This is a genomic window from Streptomyces spinoverrucosus (assembly GCF_015712165.1).
Lineage (GTDB): Bacteria > Actinomycetota > Actinomycetes > Streptomycetales > Streptomycetaceae > Streptomyces > Streptomyces spinoverrucosus_A.
The window spans coordinates 4000834-4022457 of the sequence record NZ_JADPZX010000001.1; the positions used below are offsets into that span (position 1 = coordinate 4000834).

The 21624-nt window shown below is 68.8% G+C and carries 17 protein-coding genes and 1 pseudogene; 7 read left to right on the forward strand and 11 right to left on the reverse strand.

The genetic code is table 11. The features are described 5' to 3' along the window. Window positions 1–74 precede the first annotated feature (74 nt). The 4 genes from I2W78_RS17990 (at window position 75) to I2W78_RS18005 (ending at window position 4963) form a co-directional block, all read left to right on the forward strand. Window positions 75–1415 (forward strand): hemolysin family protein, encoded by a 1341-nt coding sequence (locus tag I2W78_RS17990; protein WP_196461238.1) that lies wholly within the window; start codon window positions 75–77, stop codon window positions 1413–1415. After that, entirely contained in the window at window positions 1412–2434 is a 1023-nt protein-coding gene (locus I2W78_RS17995; protein ID WP_196461240.1) for a hemolysin family protein, read from the forward strand. The genes I2W78_RS17990 and I2W78_RS17995 overlap by 4 nt, the downstream gene beginning before the upstream one ends. Window positions 2435–2615: 181 nt before the next feature. Further along, a complete protein-coding gene (locus I2W78_RS18000; RefSeq protein ID WP_196461243.1) occupies window positions 2616–3947 on the forward strand; it encodes a hemolysin family protein in 1332 nt (443 codons plus the stop codon). Beyond that, window positions 3944–4963 (forward strand): hemolysin family protein, encoded by a 1020-nt coding sequence (locus I2W78_RS18005; protein WP_196461245.1) that lies wholly within the window; start codon window positions 3944–3946, stop codon window positions 4961–4963. The genes I2W78_RS18000 and I2W78_RS18005 overlap by 4 nt, the downstream gene beginning before the upstream one ends. A gap of 52 nt (window positions 4964–5015) precedes the next feature. Here I2W78_RS18005 and I2W78_RS40520 read toward each other — a convergent pair whose 3' ends face one another. The 3 genes and pseudogenes from I2W78_RS40520 to I2W78_RS18015 form a co-directional block, all read right to left on the reverse strand. Beyond that, the gene (locus I2W78_RS40520) at window positions 5016–5822 is read right to left on the reverse strand and encodes a phosphotransferase (protein ID WP_230885494.1); all 807 of its coding nucleotides are present in this window, start codon (window positions 5820–5822) and stop codon (window positions 5016–5018) included. Window positions 5823–5923: 101 nt separating this feature from the next. Next, window positions 5924–6268 (reverse strand): annotated as a pseudogene (locus I2W78_RS41415) (alpha/beta hydrolase); the annotation flags it as partial. Continuing rightward, window positions 6246–7694, reverse strand: a complete 1449-nt coding sequence (locus I2W78_RS18015) for an MFS transporter (protein ID WP_196461249.1) — start codon at window positions 7692–7694, stop codon at window positions 6246–6248. The pseudogene I2W78_RS41415 and the gene I2W78_RS18015, both read right to left, overlap by 23 nt. A gap of 236 nt (window positions 7695–7930) precedes the next feature. On the opposite strand from I2W78_RS18015, the gene I2W78_RS18020 reads away from it, so the two are divergent. Beyond that, a complete protein-coding gene (locus tag I2W78_RS18020; RefSeq protein ID WP_196461251.1) occupies window positions 7931–8815 on the forward strand; it encodes a helix-turn-helix transcriptional regulator in 885 nt (294 codons plus the stop codon). A gap of 39 nt (window positions 8816–8854) precedes the next feature. On the opposite strand, the gene I2W78_RS18025 is transcribed toward I2W78_RS18020, so the two are convergent. The 7 genes from I2W78_RS18025 to I2W78_RS18055 all read right to left on the reverse strand — a co-directional run bounded on the left by I2W78_RS18025 (window position 8855) and on the right by I2W78_RS18055 (window position 17108). Then, window positions 8855–9655 carry a transposase gene (locus tag I2W78_RS18025; protein WP_196464606.1) on the reverse strand — a complete coding sequence of 267 codons (801 nt, stop codon included), beginning with the start codon at window positions 9653–9655 and terminating at the stop codon, window positions 8855–8857. A gap of 483 nt (window positions 9656–10138) precedes the next feature. Next, window positions 10139–10561: a PIN domain nuclease gene (locus tag I2W78_RS18030; RefSeq protein WP_196461253.1), complete on the reverse strand. Its 423-nt coding sequence runs from the start codon at window positions 10559–10561 to the stop codon at window positions 10139–10141. Further along, the gene (locus tag I2W78_RS18035) at window positions 10558–10773 is read right to left on the reverse strand and encodes a type II toxin-antitoxin system VapB family antitoxin (RefSeq protein WP_020113663.1); all 216 of its coding nucleotides are present in this window, start codon (window positions 10771–10773) and stop codon (window positions 10558–10560) included. Before I2W78_RS18035 ends, I2W78_RS18030 begins: the two co-directional genes overlap by 4 nt. 568 nt (window positions 10774–11341) lie before the next feature. Continuing rightward, window positions 11342–13684, reverse strand: coding sequence for a protein translocase subunit SecD (gene secD, locus I2W78_RS18040; RefSeq protein ID WP_196461255.1), 2343 nt, complete (start codon window positions 13682–13684; stop codon window positions 11342–11344). A gap of 62 nt (window positions 13685–13746) precedes the next feature. Next, window positions 13747–14145 carry a hypothetical protein gene (locus I2W78_RS18045; RefSeq protein WP_196461257.1) on the reverse strand — a complete coding sequence of 133 codons (399 nt, stop codon included), beginning with the start codon at window positions 14143–14145 and terminating at the stop codon, window positions 13747–13749. Window positions 14146–14816: 671 nt separating this feature from the next. Then, window positions 14817–15305 (reverse strand): hypothetical protein, encoded by a 489-nt coding sequence (locus I2W78_RS18050; RefSeq protein WP_196461259.1) that lies wholly within the window; start codon window positions 15303–15305, stop codon window positions 14817–14819. Between the two features lie 429 nt (window positions 15306–15734). Next, window positions 15735–17108, reverse strand: coding sequence for a hypothetical protein (locus I2W78_RS18055; protein WP_196461261.1), 1374 nt, complete (start codon window positions 17106–17108; stop codon window positions 15735–15737). Between the two features lie 546 nt (window positions 17109–17654). Between I2W78_RS18055 and I2W78_RS18060 the strand changes: the two genes are divergently transcribed. Beyond that, window positions 17655–19454 carry an IS481 family transposase gene (locus I2W78_RS18060; RefSeq protein WP_196464607.1) on the forward strand — a complete coding sequence of 600 codons (1800 nt, stop codon included), beginning with the start codon at window positions 17655–17657 and terminating at the stop codon, window positions 19452–19454. 40 nt (window positions 19455–19494) lie between these two features. On the opposite strand, the gene I2W78_RS18065 is transcribed toward I2W78_RS18060, so the two are convergent. Then, window positions 19495–20604, reverse strand: coding sequence for a DUF1152 domain-containing protein (locus I2W78_RS18065; protein WP_196461263.1), 1110 nt, complete (start codon window positions 20602–20604; stop codon window positions 19495–19497). A 99-nt stretch (window positions 20605–20703) separates the two neighbouring features. Between I2W78_RS18065 and I2W78_RS18070 the strand changes: the two genes are divergently transcribed. Continuing rightward, window positions 20704–21444, forward strand: a complete 741-nt coding sequence (locus I2W78_RS18070) for a GntR family transcriptional regulator (RefSeq protein WP_196461265.1) — start codon at window positions 20704–20706, stop codon at window positions 21442–21444. Window positions 21445–21624: the final 180 nt, after the last annotated feature.

Consider the following 21624-nt stretch of genomic DNA (forward strand, 5'->3'; position numbering starts at 1 on the left):
GGTGAGCCTCCCAGTACCAGCCGTGCCATGCCCCGCACGTCGTCCCACGCGCATGAGGGAACGGGGGTGGCACGGTGACCGAGGTCCTGCTGCTCCTGCTGGCCCTCCTCCTCACCCTGGCCTGCGCGGTGTTCGTCGCGGCCGAGTTCTCGCTGACCACCGTCGAGCGCGGTGAACTGGAGCGCGCCGCCGAGTCCGGCGAGCGCGGCGCCGAGGGCGCGCTGAAGGCCGTACGCCGGCTGACCCTCCAGCTCTCCGGCGCCCAGCTCGGCATCACCGTCACCTCCCTGGTGATCGGCATGCTCGCCGAGCCGTCGCTTGCCGCGCTGCTGCGGGGCCCGCTTCAGGCGGTCGGCCTGGGCGGTGCCGCCTCGCCCGTGGCGACCGTGCTGGGCGTGGTCGTCTCCACCGTCGTACTGATGGTGGTCGGTGAGCTGGTGCCGAAGAACTGGGCGATCTCCCGGGCGCTGGCCGTCGCGAAGGTGGTCGCCGGCCCGCAGCGCGGCTTCACGGCCGCCTTCGGCCCGTTCATTCGGCATCTCAACGACACCGCGAACCGTTTCGTACGCCGCTTCGGCCTGGAGCCCGCCGAGGAGCTGGCCTCCGTCCGCAGCCCCGAGGAGCTCGTCGCGCTCGCCCGGCACTCGGCGGCCCGGGGCGCCCTGGAGCCCGACTCCGCCGAGCTGTTCGTGCGTACCCTGCATCTGAGCGAGCTGACCGCGGAGAACGTGATGACCCCGCGGGTCGACGTCAAGGCACTCGAAGCGCACGCGACGGCCGCCGACGCGGCCAATCTCACGCACGCCACCGGTCTGTCCCGCTTCCCGGTCTACCGCGACAGCCTCGACCAGGTCATCGGCACCGTCCACATCCGCGACGTCCTCGCCCTGGAACCGGAGAAGCGGCTCGTCACCCCGGTCACCGACCTGGCAACCGAGCCCCTGCTGGTCCCCGACAGCCTCACCGCCGACCGGCTGCTGGAGCGCCTGCGGGCCCATCGCACCATGGCCGTCGTCATCGACGAGTACGGCGGCACGGCGGGCGTGGCGACGATGGAGGACATCGTCGAGGAGGTCGTCGGCGAGGTCCGCGACGAGCACGACCCCGTCGAGGTCCCCGACCTGCTGCCCGCTCCCCGTACCGGGGACGGCCGTGGTGTCTGGGAGGCGGACGGCGGCGTGCGCCTCGACCAGCTCGCCGCCGAGCTGGGGCTCACCGCACCCGAGGGGCCGTACGAGACCGTGGCCGGCCTCATCGCCACCGAGCTTGCCCGCATCCCGTCCAAGGGCGACACCGTCGACCTCGACGGCTGGCAGCTGGAGGTCCTGGAGGTCGACCACCACCGTGCCGACCGGGTCCGCATCACCGAACCGGCCACCGCCCGTCCGGCCCAGCTCGCGGAGGACGCCCGATGACCGCGCTGCAGCTCGCCATCGGCGCCCTGACGCTGCTGACCAACGCCTTCTTCGTCGGCGCCGAGTTCGCCCTCGTCTCCGTGCGCCGCAGCCAGATCGAACCCCGCGCCCAGGCGGGCCACAAGCGGGCGAAGATGACCCTGTGGGCCCTGGAACACCTCTCCGCGATGATGGCCACCGCCCAGCTCGGCATCACCGTCTCCTCGCTGGTCCTCGGCGCGGTCGCCGAACCGGCCATCGCGCACCTGCTGGAGCCCGGCTTCGAGGCGGCCCGTCTGCCGCACGCCCTGGTCCACCCGGTCGCATTCGTGATCGCGCTGACCGTGGCGACGTATCTGCACATGCTGATCGGCGAGATGGTGCCGAAGAACATCGCGCTCGCCGCCCCGGTCCCCAGTGCCCTGCTGCTCGGCCCGCCCCTGGTGGCCCTCACCCGGGCCCTGCGGCCGTTCGTGTTCGGGATCAATGCCTTCGCCAACGCCCTACTGAGGCTGCTCCGCGTCGAGCCCAAGGACGAGGTCGAGGCCGTCTTCACCGATGACCAGCTCGCCCGCATGGTCGTCGAGGCCGGCGAGGCCGGGCTGCTCACCCCCGCCGACGGCGAGCGGCTGCGGGACGCGCTGGAGCTGGGCACCCGTCCGGTGGGCGAGATCCTCGTCCCGGCGCAGCGCATGCGCACCGTCGACCACACCATCACCCCGGCCCGGCTGGAACGCGTCGCCGCCGACGCGGGCTACTCCCGCTTCCCGGTCACCGGCCCCGACGACACGCTCCTCGGCTACCTGCACATCAAGGACACCCTCGGCGTCGCCGACCGCGACCGGCCCTTCCCGGCCACTGCCCTGCATCCGGTCACCCGGGTCCGCATCGACACCCCGCTCGACGACACCCTCACCGCCCTGCGGGCCGAGGGCAGCCATCTGGCGGGCGTCCTCGGCGAGGGCGGCAAGGTCATCGGCTTCGTGACGATGGAGGACGTCCTCTCGGAGCTGGTGGGACCGGCTCCGGCCGCCGCGTGACCCGGCTGCCCCACCGCATGAACGCGACCGGGAACACTGCTTCGGCCAGAATCGTTGACCGGGAGAACAGCAAGACAAGGAGCCACTACGTGTCCGCCAGATCGACGGACCCCTCGGGGCACAGTCCCCGACCATCCCGCCAGGTCATTCCTGAGCACGGCACGCGGCGGGGTGGTGTTCGGTGAGTGCCGTACTCGGCCTGCTGGCCGTCTTCGTCCTGACCGCCGGCACCGGCTATTTCGTCGCCCAGGAATTCGCGTACGTCTCTGCGGACCGGCTCGCCCTGGCCCGTGAGGCCGAGGCCGGTGACAAGAGGGCCGCTCGCGCCCTGAAGGTGCTGGAGCGACTGTCCTTCATGCTCTCGGGCGCCCAGCTCGGCATCACCGTGACCGGTCTGGTCGTCGGCTTCATCGCCGAGCCGTCGGTGTCGGCGCTGCTCAGGCCCGCCCTGTCGGGCTTCGGCATCCCCGACGCTGCGGTCTCCGGCATCTCCGTCGTGCTCGCTTTCGTGCTGGCCACGGTCGTGCAGATGGTGCTGGGTGAGCTGGCGCCGAAGAACCTCGCCATCGCCGTGCCGGAGCGGCTGGCGAAGTCGCTGGCCGCGTCCACGCTGGCGTACCTGAAGGTCGTCGGACCGGTGGTGCGGATCTTCGACGGCGCCGCGAACAAGCTGCTGCGCCGAGTCGGCATCGAGCCGGTGGAGGAGCTGCACCACGGCGCGACCCTGGAGGAGCTGGGCCATCTGATCGGTGAGTCCCACGAACAGGGGCGGCTGCCGCGTGAGACCGCCGAGCTGCTCGACCATGCCCTGGAGTTCTCCGACCGCACGCTGGACGAGGTGATGGTGCCGCGCGTCGACGCGGTCTTCGTCCGCAAGGACGCCACGGCCGCCGAGGCGGTCGACCTGATCGCCAAGCACGGGCACTCCAACTACCCGGTTCTCGGCGATCACCCGGACGACATCGCGGGTGTGCTCGGCGTTCGGGAGCTGATGGGCCTCTCCGCCGACCTGCTGACGGCCACCACGGCCGGTTCGGCCGCCCGCCGCCCGCTGCTGCTGCCCGACACGCTGGCGCTGCCGGATGCTGTGGAGCAGATGCGCGAGCGGGACGACGAGTTCGCCGTGGTCCTGGACGAGCACGGCGGTGTGGCGGGCATCGTCACCTACGAGGACATCGCCGAGGAACTCGTCGGTGACATCGCCGACGAGTCCGACACCGTCACGGAGATCGCGGTCGCGGACGGCGAGGGCTGGCTGGTGGACGCCGGACGCCGCCTCGACGAGGTGGCCGAGGCCACCGGCATCGATCTGCCCGAGGAGGAGGACTACGACACCGTGGCCGGCCTGATCGTGGACCGGCTCGGCCGCTTCCCGGCCATCGGCGACCGGCTGACGGTCGCGCTGTCCGACGCCGACAGCGCGGTGATCGACGTACGCACCCTCGACCGGCACGTGCCGGAGCGGGTCCGGATCCAGCGGCTGGTGGCCGGTAAGACGGAGGAGCAGGCATGAGTTTCCCGATGGCGCTCTTCGTCACCGTGCTGCTGCTGATCGGCAGTGGGTTCTTCGTGGCCGCCGAGTTCGCGCTGGTCGCGGCGAAGCGACACCGCATGGAGAAGGCTGCCGCCGAGGGGCAGCGCGGCGCCAAGGCGGCCGTGGCCGGCATGCGCGAGCTGTCGCTGATGCTGGCCGGCGCCCAGCTCGGTATCACCGTGTGCACCCTGGGCCTGGGCTCGGTGTCCAAGCCCGCGATCTCGCACGAACTCGACCCGCTGCTGCACGACCTGGGCCTGCCCAGCGCCCTCAGCTACGGCGTCGCGTTCGCCGTCGCCATGATCGTGGTCGTGTTCCTGCACATGGTGCTCGGCGAGATGGCACCCAAGTCCTGGGCCATCGCCCATCCCGAGCGTTCCGCGATGCTGCTCGCGCCGGCCTTCCGGGGCGTGGTGAAGGCGGTGCGTCCGCTGATCTGGGTGCTCAACAAGCTGAGCAACGGTCTGGTACGGCTGTGCCGGGTCACCCCGCGCGACGAGCTGGCCTCGGTCCACAACCGCGAGCAGCTCGCCCACCTGGTCGAGGAGTCCGAGCGGCTCGGCCTGATCAGCGAGACGGACTCGGAGCTGCTGACCCGCTCACTGACCGAGCCCGAGACTCCGGTCCGCGACCTCCAGGTGCCGGACGCCGACATCTCCTCGGTCGACGCGGACGCCGACGCCGACGAGATCCTGCGGTTGGCCGCCGACAGCGACCGCACGCGGCTCCTGGTTCGCGATCACGGCACCGTCGTCGGCTCGGTACACGCCCGCGACGCCATGGTCGCCCGCGTCCAGGGACGCCCCGCCGACGCCCGCGCGCTGGCCCGCCCGGTACCTGAGCTGACGGAGGACGCCACGGTCGCCGACGCGATCGAACTGCTGCGCCGACGCCGGGCCTCGCTCGCAGTGGTCCGTGACGCGTCGGGCCGGCTCACCGGCATGGTGAGCCTGGACGACCTGCTGGCCCGCTTCCTGCAGCCGCAAGCGGCCTGATGACAACCCCGCTCGTGGACGGCCGCCCGCCCGTAGGCCGTCCCCCCAGGCGTCAGGCACTCCTCATCTCGGCGGCGAGGGCGTGCAGCGCGGGAACGAATTCCGGGTGGTCTCCGCGCGAAGCCGACTGCAGCAGTTCGGTCATGACGATGATCTGGGCGACGCGTCCGGGCTCCGTCTCGAGGACGGGAAAGGTGTCACGGACGCGGTCGGCGAATCCGGTGGCGTACAGGGAGTACGCGAGCAACATGGCGGCGTCGTAACCGGCCGGTGCCATCCCGAATCCCTCCCAGTCGAGGACATAGGGGGTTCGGATGGTGAGGTTGGCGGGGTGCAGGTCTCCGTGGGCGGTCGCCCAGTCGGTGATCCGGGGGCCGGGCATGTCGAGGAAGGATGGGACGGTGCGGTTCACCCACTCCTGCCGCGCGGCCACACGGTCCGTGGCCGTGCTGCTCACACTTTCCACGTCCGCGCGAAGCGATTCCCACCACTGCGCCGGTAGATCCAGTTCGTCGCTCAGGACCGGACTGGAGGAGCAGACCGGTTCGGCAACGTACTGGTGCAGCTCGGCCTGGTACGCACAGCCGTCGCCGACGGACTCCGTGGTGTCGTAGAGCAGCGGCTTGCGGACGCGTCCGTCAAATAGCACTGCTGCCTGGCGGTTGCCTTCCCAGATCTTGCCGAAAGCCTTGTCCTGCGGCGCGGAGAGCAGCCGTAGCCGGCAGGATCCCCGGTCCGGGTGGTGGACTCGGCTGCTGAGGGTCCGACCGTGCCAACCCCAGACTTCCGGGCCTGCGATCGTGGTGCCCAGTTCTCGCGCGGACTGCGTGAAGGCGCGGCGCATACGCTGCTGGTCCATGGGGTCAGCCGGTGGCGAGTACATCCAGCACCTTTCGCAGTGTGGGCACCGGGATGGCAGGGCTTCGCAGTGCCTCCTGGGCTTCGGCCCAGCACGGTCAGCACGTCGTCGAGCTGCGCCGGGTGCTGGTGGCGGGGTGCCAGGCGGTACCCGGTGCTGACCACGGTGCAGCCCGACACCCGGGCGGGGTCCATGACCGGCCCGTGCCAGTACTCCACGGACCCCGCCTGCCAACTGCCGCCGTGGGCCCGCACCAGCCAGCCGTACGGGTCCGAGCCGGGCCGGTAGATGCGTACGGGGATGTGATGCGTCCCGGCGTCGAGCAGCCGGGGCTCCCAGCCGGCCTCCTCGCGCTGCCGGTCGTCGAAGCGCCTGGCGGTTGAGGGCCGCCGACCGGCGCCCGGCAGCTCATGCCGCCCGCCGTTACTGCGCACTCGACCGGGCACCGCGCAGGAACAGGGCGCTGGTGAGGGTGCCGAGGAGCACGATCGCGGCGTTCACCGCGATCGCGACCTTCAGACCGCCGAGGATGGCCGAGGCTCCGGTGCCGGTCATGGCGGCGGTGGCGATGGCGCTCATGATCGGCGTTCCCATGGTGATGCCGATCTGCTGGGTCATGGTGGCGAGGCCGGTGGCCAGGCCCTGTTCGTGGTCGGCGAGCCCCGAGGTGGCGGTGACCATGAAGCCCACGATGACGAGCATGTTGCCCACGCCGCCGGCGAAGGTGGCGACCAGCAGCAGCCACATCCACGAGCGGTCGTCGCCGAGGCCGAGCAGGGCCGCGGTGAACACGGTCTGGAGGATGCCGCCGACGATCAGGGTCTGCTTGCTGCCGATCTTCCCGATGACCTTCGGGGCAGTGGAGCCACCTACGACCGTACCGATGCCGAGCACCCCGAAGGACAGGCCGGCGGCGAGCGGGGAGAAGCCGAGCACTTCCTGGAGGTAGAGGGTCAGCAGGAAGACCAGGGAGGTCTCGGTGAGGAACGCGATCAGGCCGGCGACATTGCCCCAGGCCACCGATCGCTTGCCGAGCACGCCGATCGGCACGAGCGGCGCGGACACCTTCCGCTCGACGGCGTAGAACACCAGCAGCAGTACCACGCCCGCCGCCGGCGACAACAGGGCGTGCGCGGAGCCCCAGCCCTTCTCTCCCGCCTGGGTGAGCCCGAAGACGATGGCCAGCAGGCCGAGCGTGACGCTGACGGCGCCGGGCACATCCAGCTTGGGGCGTTCGTCGGGCCGGGACTCCTTGATGACCGTCGGGGCGATGAGCAGCACAGCCAGGGCGACGGGCACATTGATGAAGAACGCCCAGCGCCACGACAGCAGGTCGGTCAGCAGGCCGCCAAGGATGGCGCCGGTGGTGAACCCGGCCGACATCAGCGCCCCGTTCAGGCCGAGCGCCTTCGCGCGCAGTGGCCCCTCCGGGAACGACGTCGTCAGCAGCGACAGTCCGGCAGGGGTCACGGCGGCGGTGGCCAGGCCCTGGAAGACACGGGCCGCAATCAGCACCTCCGGGTTCTGCGCCAAGCCGCCGACCAGCGAGGACACACCCAGCACGACGAGGCCGCCCAGGAACAGCCTGCGCCGGCCGAACAGGTCCGCGACGCGGCCGAAGAGCAGGGTGAACCCCGCCGCGCACAGCGCGAACGCGGTGGCGATCCACTGCAGGTGGGCCAGCGAGAAGCCCAGGCCCTCACCGATCACCGGCAGCGCCACGTTCAGGATGGAGAAGTCCACGGCCAGCATGAACTGCGCAGCGAGCAGCAGCACCAGCACCAGCCGGAGCCGGGGGGTGAGCGCGGCCGGGGCCGTGCCGACGGCGGTGCCGGACGCGGTACCGGCCGCCTCTGAATCAGTGACAGACATACGTCGAGTCCTTTTCCTCACGGTTCCTGACACGCGGCGCGCTCGGTCGCGTCACGCGCGGTACGGAGAAAAGGCTCGTCGGCGCCCGGATTCCCAGCCAGACCCCTGCCTCGCACAGCCACTGCGAGGGTAGTCATCACAGGACCACCCTTACGGCCCCCGGCCACCGGGACCGGCAGGCATCATGGGAAGTCAGTGGCCACAGCCTGTCGCAATCCGCCGACCTGGAGGCATCGATGGACGCCCCGTCCGAGTTGGGAGACTTCCTCAAGTCCCGCCGCGCCGCGCTGCGCCCCGAGGACGTCGGCATCACGCCGCACCCGACCCGCCGCCGCGTCACCGGGCTGCGCCGCGAGGAGTTGGCGATGCTCGCCGGCGTCAGCATCACCCACTACACCCGCCTGGAACAGGGCCGCGCCACCAGCGCCTCCGACGGCGTGCTCGAGGCGATCGCGCGCACCCTGCGCCTCACCGACGACGAGACGGCCCACCTGAAAGATCTCGCCCGCCCCGCCACCGCGTCGTCCCGTCCCGCACCGCCCCGGGTGGAGCACGCCAGCGCCTCGGCCCGGCAGCTGCTGGCGGCCATGACCGACGTACCGGCCCTCGTCCTGGACCGACGCAACGACGTCCTCGCATGGAACCAACTGGGCCACGCGCTGCTCGCCGGACATCTGGCGCCCGAGAGCCCCGACACACCCGCCACCCGTCCCAACCTGACCCGGATGCTCTTCCTGGACGAGCAGTACCGGGAGTTGTACACGAACTGGAACGAGGAGGCCCAACTCGCCGTAGCCTCCCTGCGCCTGGTCGCCGGGCGCCACCCCGACGACCGCTCCCTGGCCGAGCTCGTCGGTCAACTGACCATGAACTGTGGCGAGTTCGCCTCCCGCTGGGCCCGGCACCCGGTGCGCACCTGCACCTCCGGAGTGAAGCACCTGCATCATCCGCTGGTCGGTGCGATGGACCTCAGCTTCGAGAATCTCGTCATCCCCGGCACCTCGGGCCAACGTCTGATCGCCTACACCGCCGAGCCCGGTTCGCCGTCGGAAGCGGCACTGCGGCTGCTGGGCATCGCGACGGCTCCGGTGGCGCAGGACACGACAGCGGTACGGCGCTGAACCACTGCCGTGTCGGCGGTTCGGCGGTGGCGGCACCGCTCAGGCGCTGCGCTGTCCGGCGAGCAGAGGCGCCATCGGATGCCAGGCGTGGGCGAGGCGCATGTGGGTGTACGCCGCCGAGGCCATGGTCATGTGGTGGTGCCAGGCGGGGAAGGAGCGCCCGGCGAAGTCCAGCAGCCCGTAGCTGCCGTCCATGCAGTCCGCGGTGACGGTGGAGCTGATATGGAGGCGGGTCAGCTCGAGAAGTTCGTCCAGCCGGTGGTGCACGAGGTTGGTGAGCCAGAGCTGGGAGCTGGGCTGCCCCCCTGGGCCGAGCTCGGTGAACAGCCGGTATGCCCGCTGCTCACCACCGGTCTGCTGCCACATGAGGGTGGACAGGGTCTGCGCCTGCCGGAACCTCCCGTCGGCCCCCGTCACAGCGGCTGTGTGCCGGCTCCACCTCGGCTGCGTACCGGGCGCGCCCGGAGACCCGGCGGTCGCGACGCCGACACCCACCCGTTGCCCGATCCGAGCACCGGCGGGGAATGTCCGCTCCCGTACGCGCCCGGCGCCGGAAAACAGCTGTTGGGGGTGGACGGCGACAACGAAGTCCCTCCGGACGCTGCCCGATTGGGATGTCAGCTCGCTGAAGTCGGTCGCGTCGCTCATGTCGGCCACGACGGGCACGGCCGGTGAGGACGTACGTCTGGCCATACTGTCCATCAGGTCGAGCATGTGCTTCCACTGCGGCTGGAAGCTCTCCGTCTGAGGTATGCGGGCGCGTCGGCGCAGTTCGGGGTCGTCGGTCCACTCCGGGGGAAGGAACAGCCGCCAGTCGACGGGGAAGTTCGCGCCGGGCAGGACAGGAGATGGCGCAGGTCACATGAAATGCGTCTCACTATTCGAGACGATCGGCTGATACCTCGCCAGGGAGTGGCCTCCTGAGCCCCTCCCGTGGGTGCCTTCGCGCAACTTAGGGCACGCAGAGGACGCGAAGCCCTCAAATTGGACTAGACCCCGCGCTCTCAGCTTGGGAAGCGACGGCGCTTGCACGGCCGGATGGCCGCTGACCTGCGCTGATTCGTCGTGCTGGCACCATTGCGTGCGGCCTGATCACACCGCTATTGACCGTGGTTGTCCGCTCTTACGGGCACGCTATGGGCACGTGGCGTGAAGACCGGTGGGCAGGGCGCGTGCACGGAGGGGTGCTGTGTTGGACGGGGCTCGGTCGGACGTCCAGTTGGATAACGCCTTCGCACGTGCACAGGGATGGGTGAAGCCCGTTTTACGTTGCAAGGCCGACGGTCACCGCTTCCTCGGAAACGGTCGACGCCGGCCGTTGGTTCATTTCCCGGCTTCGGGGCCGTACCACTGGAGCGCCTGACCGGTGACGGCGGCGATGCACTCGAAGTCCCGGTCGCGGTGCAGCAGCGTCAGTCCCTGCAACTCGGCCGTGGCGGCCACCACGAGATCGACGGCTCCGGCACTGCGGTGCTGTCCGCGCTGGGTGAGGACCTCCTGGACCCGCCAGGCGCGGTCGTAGGCACGGTCGTCGACCGGCACCCACCCGAAGAGCAGGCGCATGTCCTCGATGCCTTGTGCCCGGTCGGCGGCGGAACGCGCGCTGTAGAAGAATTCCAACTCGGTGACGGGGCAGGTGGCGATGAGCCCGGCAGCGGCCGCCTGGTCCCATCCGAACTGCTCGGCGTCGCCGCGCAGCATACGGGCGAGCGCGCTGGTGTCGATCAGGTATTGCGCGGCGTTCACCGGCGGTAGTTTCCTTTGTCCTCGAAGAGATCGAGGTCGAAGGCGCCTTCTTCCGCCGACGCCCGCAGGCGGGTGAGTGCCAGGGCTCGCCGCCGGTTCTCCAGCACCTCGCGCAGGGCGGTGTTCACCGTCTCCTTCTTGGTGCTGGTGCCGAGGGCCTTGGCCACGTCCGCGACCAGCTGGTCGTCGAGGTCGATCACAGTTCGACTCATGAATGCACCTCCATGGATATCATTGATGCTACCGATTATATCGAGCGTCGTCGCCTCGGCCGCTGTGTGCGGTACGCACTTCGGGCGGGCTGACGGTGATTGCCTGCCCGACGTCGGCGAGACGGGTGGTCCCACTGCTCAGCCGTTCCGCGAGCCGGTACTTCCTCGCGGAGTCGGTGGTCGGTCGGAAACGGATCCACGGCAGTACGTGCTCCGGGCTGAGGGCAAGCCCGGGTCGTCCCCGCGCGGTACCGGATCGCGGCTTCGCCGAGGTCTTTCCATTCCTTCACGCGCCGTCGCGCAGCCTCGCACTCCTGGAGAAGGGCGGTCCACGCGGGCCATGGCCGACCTGCGGGAGTCAGAAGCGCAGCAGGATATCTGCCCGGTGCCCACGCGGCCGTCCGTCTCCCAGCCACCCCGCAGGTCCGGCTCTTCCGCGAGGCGTCACCCACCAGGAGGCGCTCCACCAGTACCGTCTTCCCTGATCCGGCCTCTGCGGGGGTTGCCCAGGCGGCCGGTGGGGATGCGCTCGGCCATCCGCGTCATCCCCACGAGCCTCCGCGCGTCCTCACACCACAGCGCCTGAATCCCGCGCCCGCCCGCGTCGCTCCAGCGGACTGCGCGCCCCGTTGTCCTCGCTGCGCCCGGGGCGCGCCGGCGGCGCCGGGTGGCTGCCTTCGAGCTGCACGGCGATCGGCACGGCAGTGAAGACCGTCGACGCCATACCGATCACCACGCCGGCGATCAGCGCCACTGAGAAGTCCGCGAGCGAGTCACCGCCGAGCACGGCCAGGGCTGCCAGGATGAACAGCGCGCCCATACCGGTGTTCACCGTGCGCGGCAGAGTCTGGATGACGGCCTTGTTCGCGGTGGCTTCCAGGTCCGCCGCCGGTTCGCGGTGGCGCGCCTCGCGCACTCGGTCGAAGACGACGACGGTGTCATTGACGGAGTACCCGATGACCGTGAGCAGGGCCGCCAGGAAGACGCTGTCGACGGGCTTGCCGAGCCAGGCGAACAGGCCCACCACAAGCAGCACGTCGTGCACCATGGCCGAGACCGCCGCGGCGGCGAACGTCCACCGGAACCGCACGCTGAGGTAGATCAGCTGGGCCGCGACGGCGATGCCGAGCGCGATGAGCGCGTGCCGGCGCAGTTCGTCGCCGAGGCTCGGGCCGATCAGCTCGTCCCGCTCGACGGTCACCTCCCCGCCCTCATTCGCCAGCGCCGTTCTGATCGTGTGCTGCTGGTCGTTGCTCAGCTCACCGGTGCGTACCGAGATGTCCCCGTTCCCCGACTCCTGCACCACTGCGCGGGGGAACCCGGCGTCCGTGACCGCCGCCCGTGCCGTGTCCACGTCGACGGGCCTGCTGGTGCTGTACTCCACCAGGCGCCCGCCGGTGAACTCCACCCCGAAGTCCAGGCCGCGCAGGCCGATTCCGGCGACGGCGACCACGATCAGCAGCGCGCTGAGGCCGAGCCAGCGGCGCCGGTGGTGCACCAGGCGGGGTTTGCGGTGCGCGAGCCAGGCACGCACCCGGCCGGTGGAGGTGATCCCGGTCAGACCGGGCCGGTTACGCACGAAGCGGCGCCGGATCGCGAAGTCGGCGATGACCCGGGTGATCACCAGGGCCGAGATCATCGAGACCAGGACACCGATGGAGAGCGTGACGCCGAAACCCTTGACGGGTCCGGTCGCGAAGAAGAAGAGCAGCCCGGACGCGAGCAGCGTGGTCACATTCGAGTCGACGACCGCGCTCCAGGTCTTTCCGAAGCCGGTGCGCAGCGACTTGTCCAGATGCGCCGAGGCCGACTTCAGAGCGCGGACTCCCAGATACTCCTCGCGGGCACGCTCGAAGACCAGCACGTTCGCGTCCACTGCCATGCCGATCGCCAGGACGAAACCGGCGAGTCCGGGCAGTGTCAGGGTCGCGCCCAGGGCGACCAGTGCGGCGTAGGAGATCAGCGAGTACAGCGCGAGCGCGATGGTGGCCATGGCGCCGAGCAACCGGTAGACGACGAGGATGAACAGCCCCGTCAGGGCGAGCCCGATGATCGCGGCCTGGGTGCTGGCGGCGATGGCGTCGGCACCGAGCGTGGGGCCGACGGTGCGCTGCTCCACGACCTCTACGGGCACCGGCAGCGCACCGCCCTTGACGAGCGCTGCCAGCTCGCGAGCCTCTTCCCGGCCGAAGCCGCCGGTGATCTGCGTGGAGCCGCCGGAGATGCCGACCTTGCACGCAACGTCCGCGTTGACGCCGGGCGCCGAAAGGACCTTGCCGTCCAGGACGATGGCGACGCGCCGCTCGGGGGCGCCCTGCGGGGCACAGGCAGCCGCCCCGGTGATCCGTGCCCAGTCCTTGCCTGCCTGCCCGTGGAAGGCGAGGTTGACCATCCAGCCCGACATCGTCTGCTGGTCGAGCACCGCCTCGGCGTCCTTGACGCCCTCGCCGGTGAGGGCGGTGGGCCCGAGCTTGAGGAACGCCCCCTTCTGGTCGGGGTCGGCCAGGGTGCGCGAGCCGTCCCCGGCCGGCTTCCCCTTGTTCTCGTCCTGCTTGTCCGTCACGCCCTGCACCGGGTGGACGGTCAACTGCGCGGTACGGCCGATGACTTCGGCGGCCTCGCGCGGGTCCTGAACGCCGGGCAGCTCGACGAAGATCCGCTGCTGTCCCGACCGGTACAGGCTCGGCTCGGACACACCGAGCGCGTCGATCCGCTGGCGGAGCACCTCCAGGGCCCGCTGGGTCGATTCGGGATCGGCCTCGACGATGGGTGAGTCCTTGGTCTCCAGGACGATCTGGGTGCCGCCGCGCAGGTCGAGGCCGAGGCGGGCGGACTGAGTGAGAGCGAAGAAGAGCGCGGCGGCGATCACACCTAGGGCGACGATCGCCCGCCACATGGGCGCGCGAGACATGAGTTCTCCACGATGGGCAGGCAGACGGAACCGACGTCTGCGCCGGGCGCGGAGGCGAACGGTCAGGCGTCGATACGGACTTCAGTGCTCCACCGCGACGGCGGCCCGCGCGGCCGACACACGTGCCCGCCCCGGCCCGCTCCCGCGGCCGAGACCACCACGGCCACGGCAGGACCGCCGACAGCGCGGTGCGGGGCTGCCTCCCCGGCGCCAGGGCCCAGGAAGCCGTGGATCGGGTACGGCACGGCGGGGGCGTGGGCGGGCGCGGGGTGCGCCACGGTGACGGGTCGCTGCACGTCGGCGGTCGCGGACGCCTGCGCGGTCGCCGTCGCGGCCGTGCCCGTCGAGGACAGGCGGGACGACGACTTGGCCGACACCGGCAGGAGGAAGGTCAGGACCGCGAGCAGCGCGGAGAGCACGACGGTGGCCGGACGCGTGGGGTGTGCGCGGTGCTGCTGCACGCCTCTTGCCCCCGGTCAAGTCGTCGTACCAAATCAGCAGTTGGGCACTGCGAGCCGACGCTCGGCTCGTCCGGCCATCAGTGACACGAACGCCGTCGGGCGCCCGGAGGTTCCCGACTCACCGCAGGAAGATTGCAGTCGGCTGCCTGCGCGCCGGTGCGCCGGTGAAGGCGGCACGCAAGTGCGGGGAAGGACGTAGGGCGCGGCGGAGGTATGGCCCCCTGAGCCCGTGCCGCCGCACCTCGGCAGCCGGAGTCGGTTACGCCCCTTCTTTCAGACGGGGTTCCGCAGAGGGGCGGGTGATGGCGCGATCACCGCCAGGTGATGACGATGTTCCGTCCGCTTACTTGATAGTGACCAGGCACTCGTGCCGTACGCGGATATCGGGAAGGCGGATGAGCTCGGTTTTGCCGTGGCGCATCCCGGGTCGGCAGGCCCAGGAAAACAAACCCCAGGCCACTGACCTGGGGTTTCATCATGGAGCGGGTGACGAGAATCGAACTCGCGCTCTCAGCTTGGGAAGCTTGGGTTCTACGGGCTCGATAGCCCCGCTGACCTGCTGTCGAGCCGCGTCATGACCTGAGGGCGCCTCTGGGTGGTGACCGCTGTTCCCCGTGGTTCCCTGCAGTATCTGGCACGGGTCTGGCACGGGGCGCGTTCAGGCGGGTTGGTCAGTCGCGCCGCGAACCCGGCACGCCGATAACGGATCCGAGATCGGTGGAGGCGGTCAACGAGTGGGCCGCGGCCCTGAGGTCGTTCTCCCATCCCGGGAGTTCGTCCGGTTCCATCCATTCGCTGTAGTCCGCTGCGACGGAGAGGAACTGTGTCTCCTCCGGTGTGAGGGCTGCGACCGTCATCGACAGCCGGTTGGCTACGTCCATGGGGCCCAGCTCGCTTTTCGCGAGACCGAACGCGAGGTTCACGAGGAGCCAGCGGCCGGCTGTCTCCTCGTCGGGAAGGGGTATGCCGAGTTCGTTCAGGGCTTGGACGTACAGTTCACGGATCTCGGTCTCGTCGCTCCTGCGTGGCAGGCCGGCCAGTTCGCGCAGGGCGGGGGAATCACGCCCGTCGACGAGCGCATGAGCAGCGAGCATCGGGAGCTCCTCGGGTGGGAGTACCTCCGCCACATACCGCCAAGCGCTGTGCTGCAACCGGTCCATACGCCCATCGTGAGAGCAACGAGCCATCCTGGCCACCTGATTACTGTTCTGGCCTCGGCTTCTTTTTGCCCTTGGGTTTACCGGGGATCTCGGTGACCTGCGCGTCACCTGTCCAGGGGCGGTGCGCCTGGTGGTCGTCGTTGGTCGTAGGCACCGGCTTCCTCGCTGCCGTGCAGACAACGGCTCCGGAGGGCGCTTCGGTACGAGGTGAAGAAGCTGATCAGGGCCCTATGGGAGCGGGGCAGGGTTGGTCCTGTCCACAGATAGTCCATAGTGCGCCGACATCCGCGTTAGGAGTTCGATCAGCGGGTGTCCTAAGCGGCGTCACACGGACCCACTAACTTGGCCCTGGTCCCGCGCGCGGCACGGCTACTAGCCTCCGCGTCGGAGTAGTTAGGCGCCTCGGCCGCCGTGAAGCCCGATCGTGAGCTACCAAGTCATTTTGGTTGCGCCAGCAACAAGTAGTTTCTGTGCCAGGTACTTCACGAGCTCAATGTCCCACACGAGTTGCTCGGCCTCCTTGGAGAAGGGCATCAAGAGGTCCTTTGTAGTCTCGCCGATCTCCTCCTTCGTGTGAACGATGCGGCATCGGATGTCATAAACCCGGTTAGCCACCTGGCTTATCAGGTCACTATTCTTGTCCGTTAGGTGGACGCATGCGACATCTCGAATTGCCTTCTTATCTGTCACGTGCGCATGAAGTTTTTCGTTAGACTCAATGAATTCTCGTAGGTGGTCCTCAGGCACGCATGCACGGAGCGCTGCTTTCAGTTGCTCGCGCTCAGTCCCGAACCCCTTTCCGGATCGACTGGCGAGTGCAAGAATCCTGGCAAGTTGGACATCGTCATCCGGCTCAAAACGTGGATCCCTTAGCTCTTGCCGAAGCCTGTCCAGCGCGTCTCGGCGGCTATATGCAGGAAAATAAAACTCCAACACTTGATAATAGGCCAGATACTCAAGAAGCGGGAGTCTTGCGGATGATCTGCCGTACCAGTAGAGGCTCATCGCCTTTTCGTCGTACTGAGCCTTCGGTGTGCGAACGGCTGGTTGGCTCTGGGATGCTGAGCGGGTGTTGAGAAAGCGGCGGCGATTGATTCCGCGTCCATAATCGGCGATACGCAGGCCAATGTCATACCTCGTGTCCAGTTCAAAGAAGACTGAATCGGATACCTTCTGAAGCAGACGGACAAGGTCGTCGTGTCGGTTGATCGAAACATTCGCAATGTTCAGGGTGATGGATCCGACTCCTCGCGGGCTACGGCAGAAGATGCCGAACCGGTCGCTAGCGGTTCCGATCTCGATTGAGCAGCCATTCGAGAGATCGTCCGGGAATCTTAGAAACCAGGCATTTTCGTTTCTCGTGCTCCGCTCTACTTGGAATAGGGCGACTTCGTCTAGCTCCTCCTCGTTGATGTCCAAGGTGGCACTGGATGCGAGCCTTACTCCAGGGAGCTGTTGCACTCGCCGTAGCCCTGCTTCGGTGGAAAGGGCAACGATCCCTGCCTCGACCCTGTTTTCATCGTCGAAATAACAAGCATCCCATGAAGCCAGGTATTTAACCGAGGCGTAAGAGTGATTTAGAAATCTTTGGCAACTGTTCTTGTCTAGGACCCTCCGTCTTTTTTCCCTCCCGTTGGGCATTTCTAGGGTGAGGTACAGATCTTCTTCCTTAAGGAGGAACCAATCATGCGGAATGCCGGACTTGGCGGCGTCATCCGCTAGCAAAACCCGAGGGTCGTCGGGTAGCAGGCGCTGCCGTGCAAGATCGATGGGGTTATTTGCGTTGCTTTTTTCGGAACTCACGTGTGCCTCCCCAAGAGAGGGCTAGATTACCGGCGCGATGAGCTGTTCGCCTCCGATACTCGGAGGTCGGCGGAACGGGTTTGGCCGGTGGCCTGCCCGGTCTGGGGTCGAGCATGACCAGGGGGCCGTACGCTGGTTGGCAACTCGGGCAGGCTTTGGACCTGCCCGCAATGTGCACGAGTGGCCCCCTGGTCTTGCTCGACGCGGGACCCGGACCGGGGAGGTGGCTAAAGCCGTGGAGCCGACCGGCCCCAGCCACAGCGGGTTTCCCTCCTCGCCCGCATGCACGCAGCGCGCCGCCTGGCGCGGCCAGCCGGGGCGAAGACAGGAGGCAGGCCGCGCCGCAGAGGCGGCGTGCGCCCGCGCCGTGCGCGGGCCTTGAACCCGTGAAGAAGGTTGTTACTCAGGAGCCCTCTGTGATGCGTGTCCTGTCTCGGTTGATGGTTGACACTGCGGCTTCACCTGATGCTTGACACCGCTTGCCTCGGCTTGGCTGTGCGCGTCTGATCGGCGCGTGCAGGGAGGGCTGAGGCCGTGCTGGTGGAGTTGAGCGTGGTCGAGCAGCGGTATCACGCGGTCATGGAGGTGGCCGCGGGGGTTCCCGTCACCCAAGTCGCAGCCCGTTATGGGGTCTCCAGGCAGTCGGTCCATGCGTGGGTGCGCAAGTACGAGCGGTCGGGTCTGCCGGGGCTGGCGGACCGGTCGCATCGCCCGGCCTGGTGTCCACACAGGATCGCGGCGGACGTGGAGGCGGCGGTGTGTGAGCTGCGGCGTGGGCATCCGGGTTGGGGGCCGCGCCGGTTGGTGCACGAGCTGACGCGTCAGGGCGTGGTGCCGGTGCCCTCACGGGCCACGGTCTATCGGGTGCTGGTGCGTAACGGTCTGGTGCAGCCGGGGCTGCACAAGCGGCGCCGGTCGGATTACCGCAGGTGGGAGCGGGAAGCGGCGATGGAGCTGTGGCAGATGGACATCGTTGGCGGGCTCCTGCTGGCCGACGGGGCCGAGTGCAAGGTGGTCACCGGCATCGACGACCACTCCCGGTTCGTGGTGATCGCGAAGGTAGTGCGACGGGCGACCGGACGGGCAGTGTGTCTGGCCTTCGGTGAGGCCCTGCTGCGGTTCGGGGTGCCGGGGGAGGTGCTGACGGACAATGGCAAGCAGTTCACTGCCCGGTTCGGCTCTGGCAGGCCGGGAGAGACGATGTTCGACCGGATCTGCCGGGAGAACGGCATCATCCACCGGCTCACCAAGCCGAAGTCGCCCACGACCACGGGGAAGATCGAACGGTTCCATCAGACGCTGCGGCGTGAACTGCTGGATGAGCACGGCCCGTTCGCGGACGTGACCGCCGCGCAGCAGATAGTGGACGAGTGGCTGGTGGACTACAACCAGGCACGTCCGCATCAGGCGCTGGGCATGCAGGCCCCGGCCGTCCGGTTCAGCACGAAGGCGGCCCAGGCCGAAGCCGCGGTGCTGCCGGTGAAACTGCCGCCGAGTCTTCAAACGATCGCCGGCGCCGAGGCACCCGTCGTGGTGCCCGCTGCGCGTCGGCAGCCAGCACAGGAACAGACGACGGCCCGTTCCTGGCCCCTGACCGGCGAGGAGGTCGGCACGATCGAGGTGGAGCGGACCGTGCCACCGAGCGGAAACCTGTCGTTGAGCGGACAGCAGATCTGGTTCGGTCCCGCGCTGGCCGGCACCACGGTGACCTTGCGGATCGACGTGAACCGGCTGCACGTGCTCATTGGCGGTGCCCGGCACAAGACACTGCCCTCGAAGCTGTCCGGCCGGGACCTGCGCGCATTGCTGGCATGCGGGGACGCCCGCCCCGCCGGGCCATGGGCCGACGAGCCGGGCCCGGCCGACACCACGGCGGTGGAGGTGGACCGCACCGTCAACCCGGTCGGCTACATCGGCCTGGGCGGCGACCGATGCAACATCGGCTGGGCCTTCGCCGGGCAACGGGTCACCCTCAGGCTGGACGGCACTGTGATGCAGGTCCTCGACGAACAGCGGATCCTGCTGGCCGCGCTGCCCTGCCCGCTGTCAGCCACGGCCTGTGGCCGTCTGCGCGGAGCCAGACCGGCCGGCCCGCCCCCAACCATCCCACCACCCGCCGAGCAGATCGCCGAGCGGACCGTCAGCAGCGTCGGCGGCTTCGTCGTCGCAGGCCAGCGCATCCAGATCGGTCGGGCCTATGCCCACCAGGTCGTCACCGCCCACCTGGACGACAGCGTCATCCGCGTCTTCCACGGGGACGACCTGATCACCACCGTTCCCCGCACCACCGCCAAGGGGGTGGTCGTCCGCAAGTCCGGGGAGTACAACAGACGAAAGATCGTCTAGGACAGACGTCAAGCATCACCCGACGCCAACCTGTCAAGCGTCACCTGAGACCCGACAAGCCCTCTGTGATGCGCCACAGTGGGGCGGTGTACTGCTCAGGTCGGCTGTTGATGAGCAGCTGGCGTAGGGCCTCGCGCTGAGTGCCGTCGAGGTTCAGCGCCTCGGTGAGTCGGCGGAACGTCGTGTGTGTGACTCCACGGCTTCGTGCCTCCGCCTCGAACTGGTCGAGTTGGGGCAACACCGATTCGGCGTCCAGCTGCGTCGGCCGTTGATCCTTCAGCCAAAGGGCCTTGTTGCGCTCGTAGTCGATCTCCGAGAAGCCGCACACCTCGCGGCTGAGTGCCTCGACTTCGTCCAAGGCGGCCGTCGTCATGATCGTGCGGGCCAACTGGTTGCGGCTCAGGGCCTCGTCCAAGTCGACCTCGTGGACGGTCGGGCCCTCGTCGGTCAGAGGGATGGGAAGTCCCGCATCCCGGACCTCGCATGTGCCCCGTACTCCTCGGGCTGTCGCCGCGAGCATCCCGGTCGCCTCGGAAGGGTGCCACTCCAGGACCGAGCTGACCGGCTCCACATCGCTGGCTGTGAGGGTGTGTACAACCGGGCCGAGCAGGCCGCGCATGTCGTCGAGTGGGAGTTCCCCGTCCAGTCCAGGGCCTGCGATCAGCAGCCGGATAGGCGCGTTCACCTGGGCGCATGCCGCCAGTGTGACGGCGTCAGCGAGTGGGCTCTTCAGGGTCGGCTCGTCGCCCTGCGCCAAGACATCGCCGCCCACGTCTAGGAGGTCGATCGACTCGGGCTGCAAGTGGCTGATCAGCTCTTCGAGTTGGCGTGTGACACCTTCCGCGCCGTGCCCTGGGTCGATCAGTGCGAACGTGTGCGGGAGCTCTGCCGCGAGCCGGGGGAGAGTGGAGCCTGCCGGGGCGATCGGGCGGGCCTGCGCCGGCACCTTCCATACGGCTGGAGTGATGGGCTCAAGGCCGGTGAAGTTCTCGGGTCCTCGGGGGCCCGGTACCGGGTCGATCAGCAAGCGGTCCCACGCGTACGTGAGGATCACCGCCCGGCCGTTGTCGTCGCCGTAGAGGGCGGCGTCAAGCATTGCGGCGGCGACTGCGTCGCCACCTCCTCCTGCTGCGACGATCAACCGCATCATGGGGCCAAGCGTACGGGGTCCGGTATTGACCACTCACCCTATAGTGGCTAGAGGCCATAGCCACTTTGCCGCCGGTGCGGCGCTGGACGAGGAGGGCGCATGCCCAAGATCGAGGAGGCTCAGCCGAAGTATCTGCAGATCGCGCACTACATCCGCGATCAGATCCTTCGGGGCGACCTGCGGCCGGGAGATGAGGTTCCCTCGGAGCGCCAACTGGCGTCGGATTGGGGAGTGTCCAGGCCGACGGCAGCTCGTTCGCTGGAGGCGCTGAGTCATCAGGGGCTTGTCGAGAAGCGGCAGGGTTCGGGCACGTACGTGCGGAGCCTCGAAGTGAATCGGCGTGCGCGTGAGTTGTACGGCCGCGCTCGGCAGACAGGGAAGATCTACACGCCCGGCGAGTACGCGGTCATCACGTCGGCCGGCTGGCTGGAGGCGCCGGATTACGTGGCTGAGGCGCTGGGCCTGGTGAAGGACCGCCGGGCTGTTCACCGTCGGCGGGTGACCAACAACCAGGATGGGCCCATCACGTTGTCCACCTCGTGGTTCTCGCCGGATGTCGGTCAGCGCGCGCCCAAGCTGCTGGAACCCGAGAGGATCCAGGAGGGCACCCTGATGTACGTCGAGAACATGACTGGACGGCAGGGCAGTTACGCCGAGGATCGCATGTGTGCCCGGACGGCGACGGACGAGGAGGCGGCTGACCTGCAACTCGACGCCGGGTCTGCCGTTTTGGTCGTGCATCACGTCGTCTACGACCTCCAGGATCGGCCGTTGGAGTTCGCCGAAGCCACTTACCCGCCGCTGCGTTGGGCGTTCGAGCAGGGCTACCCGCTCTCCTGACGGACAGCCAGCCAGTTGAGGCGAACCGCTTGCGTCGCGAAGTGGCTAATGCCACTATCCAGAAAGTGGCTAAGGCCACTTCATCGGAAGGGGGCACGGTGTGACGAGTCAGCGGCCGGATCAGGGCACGCACTTACCTTGTCGGGGTTGCCGAGGGCGCGGATGGAAGCGCGTCGGCTC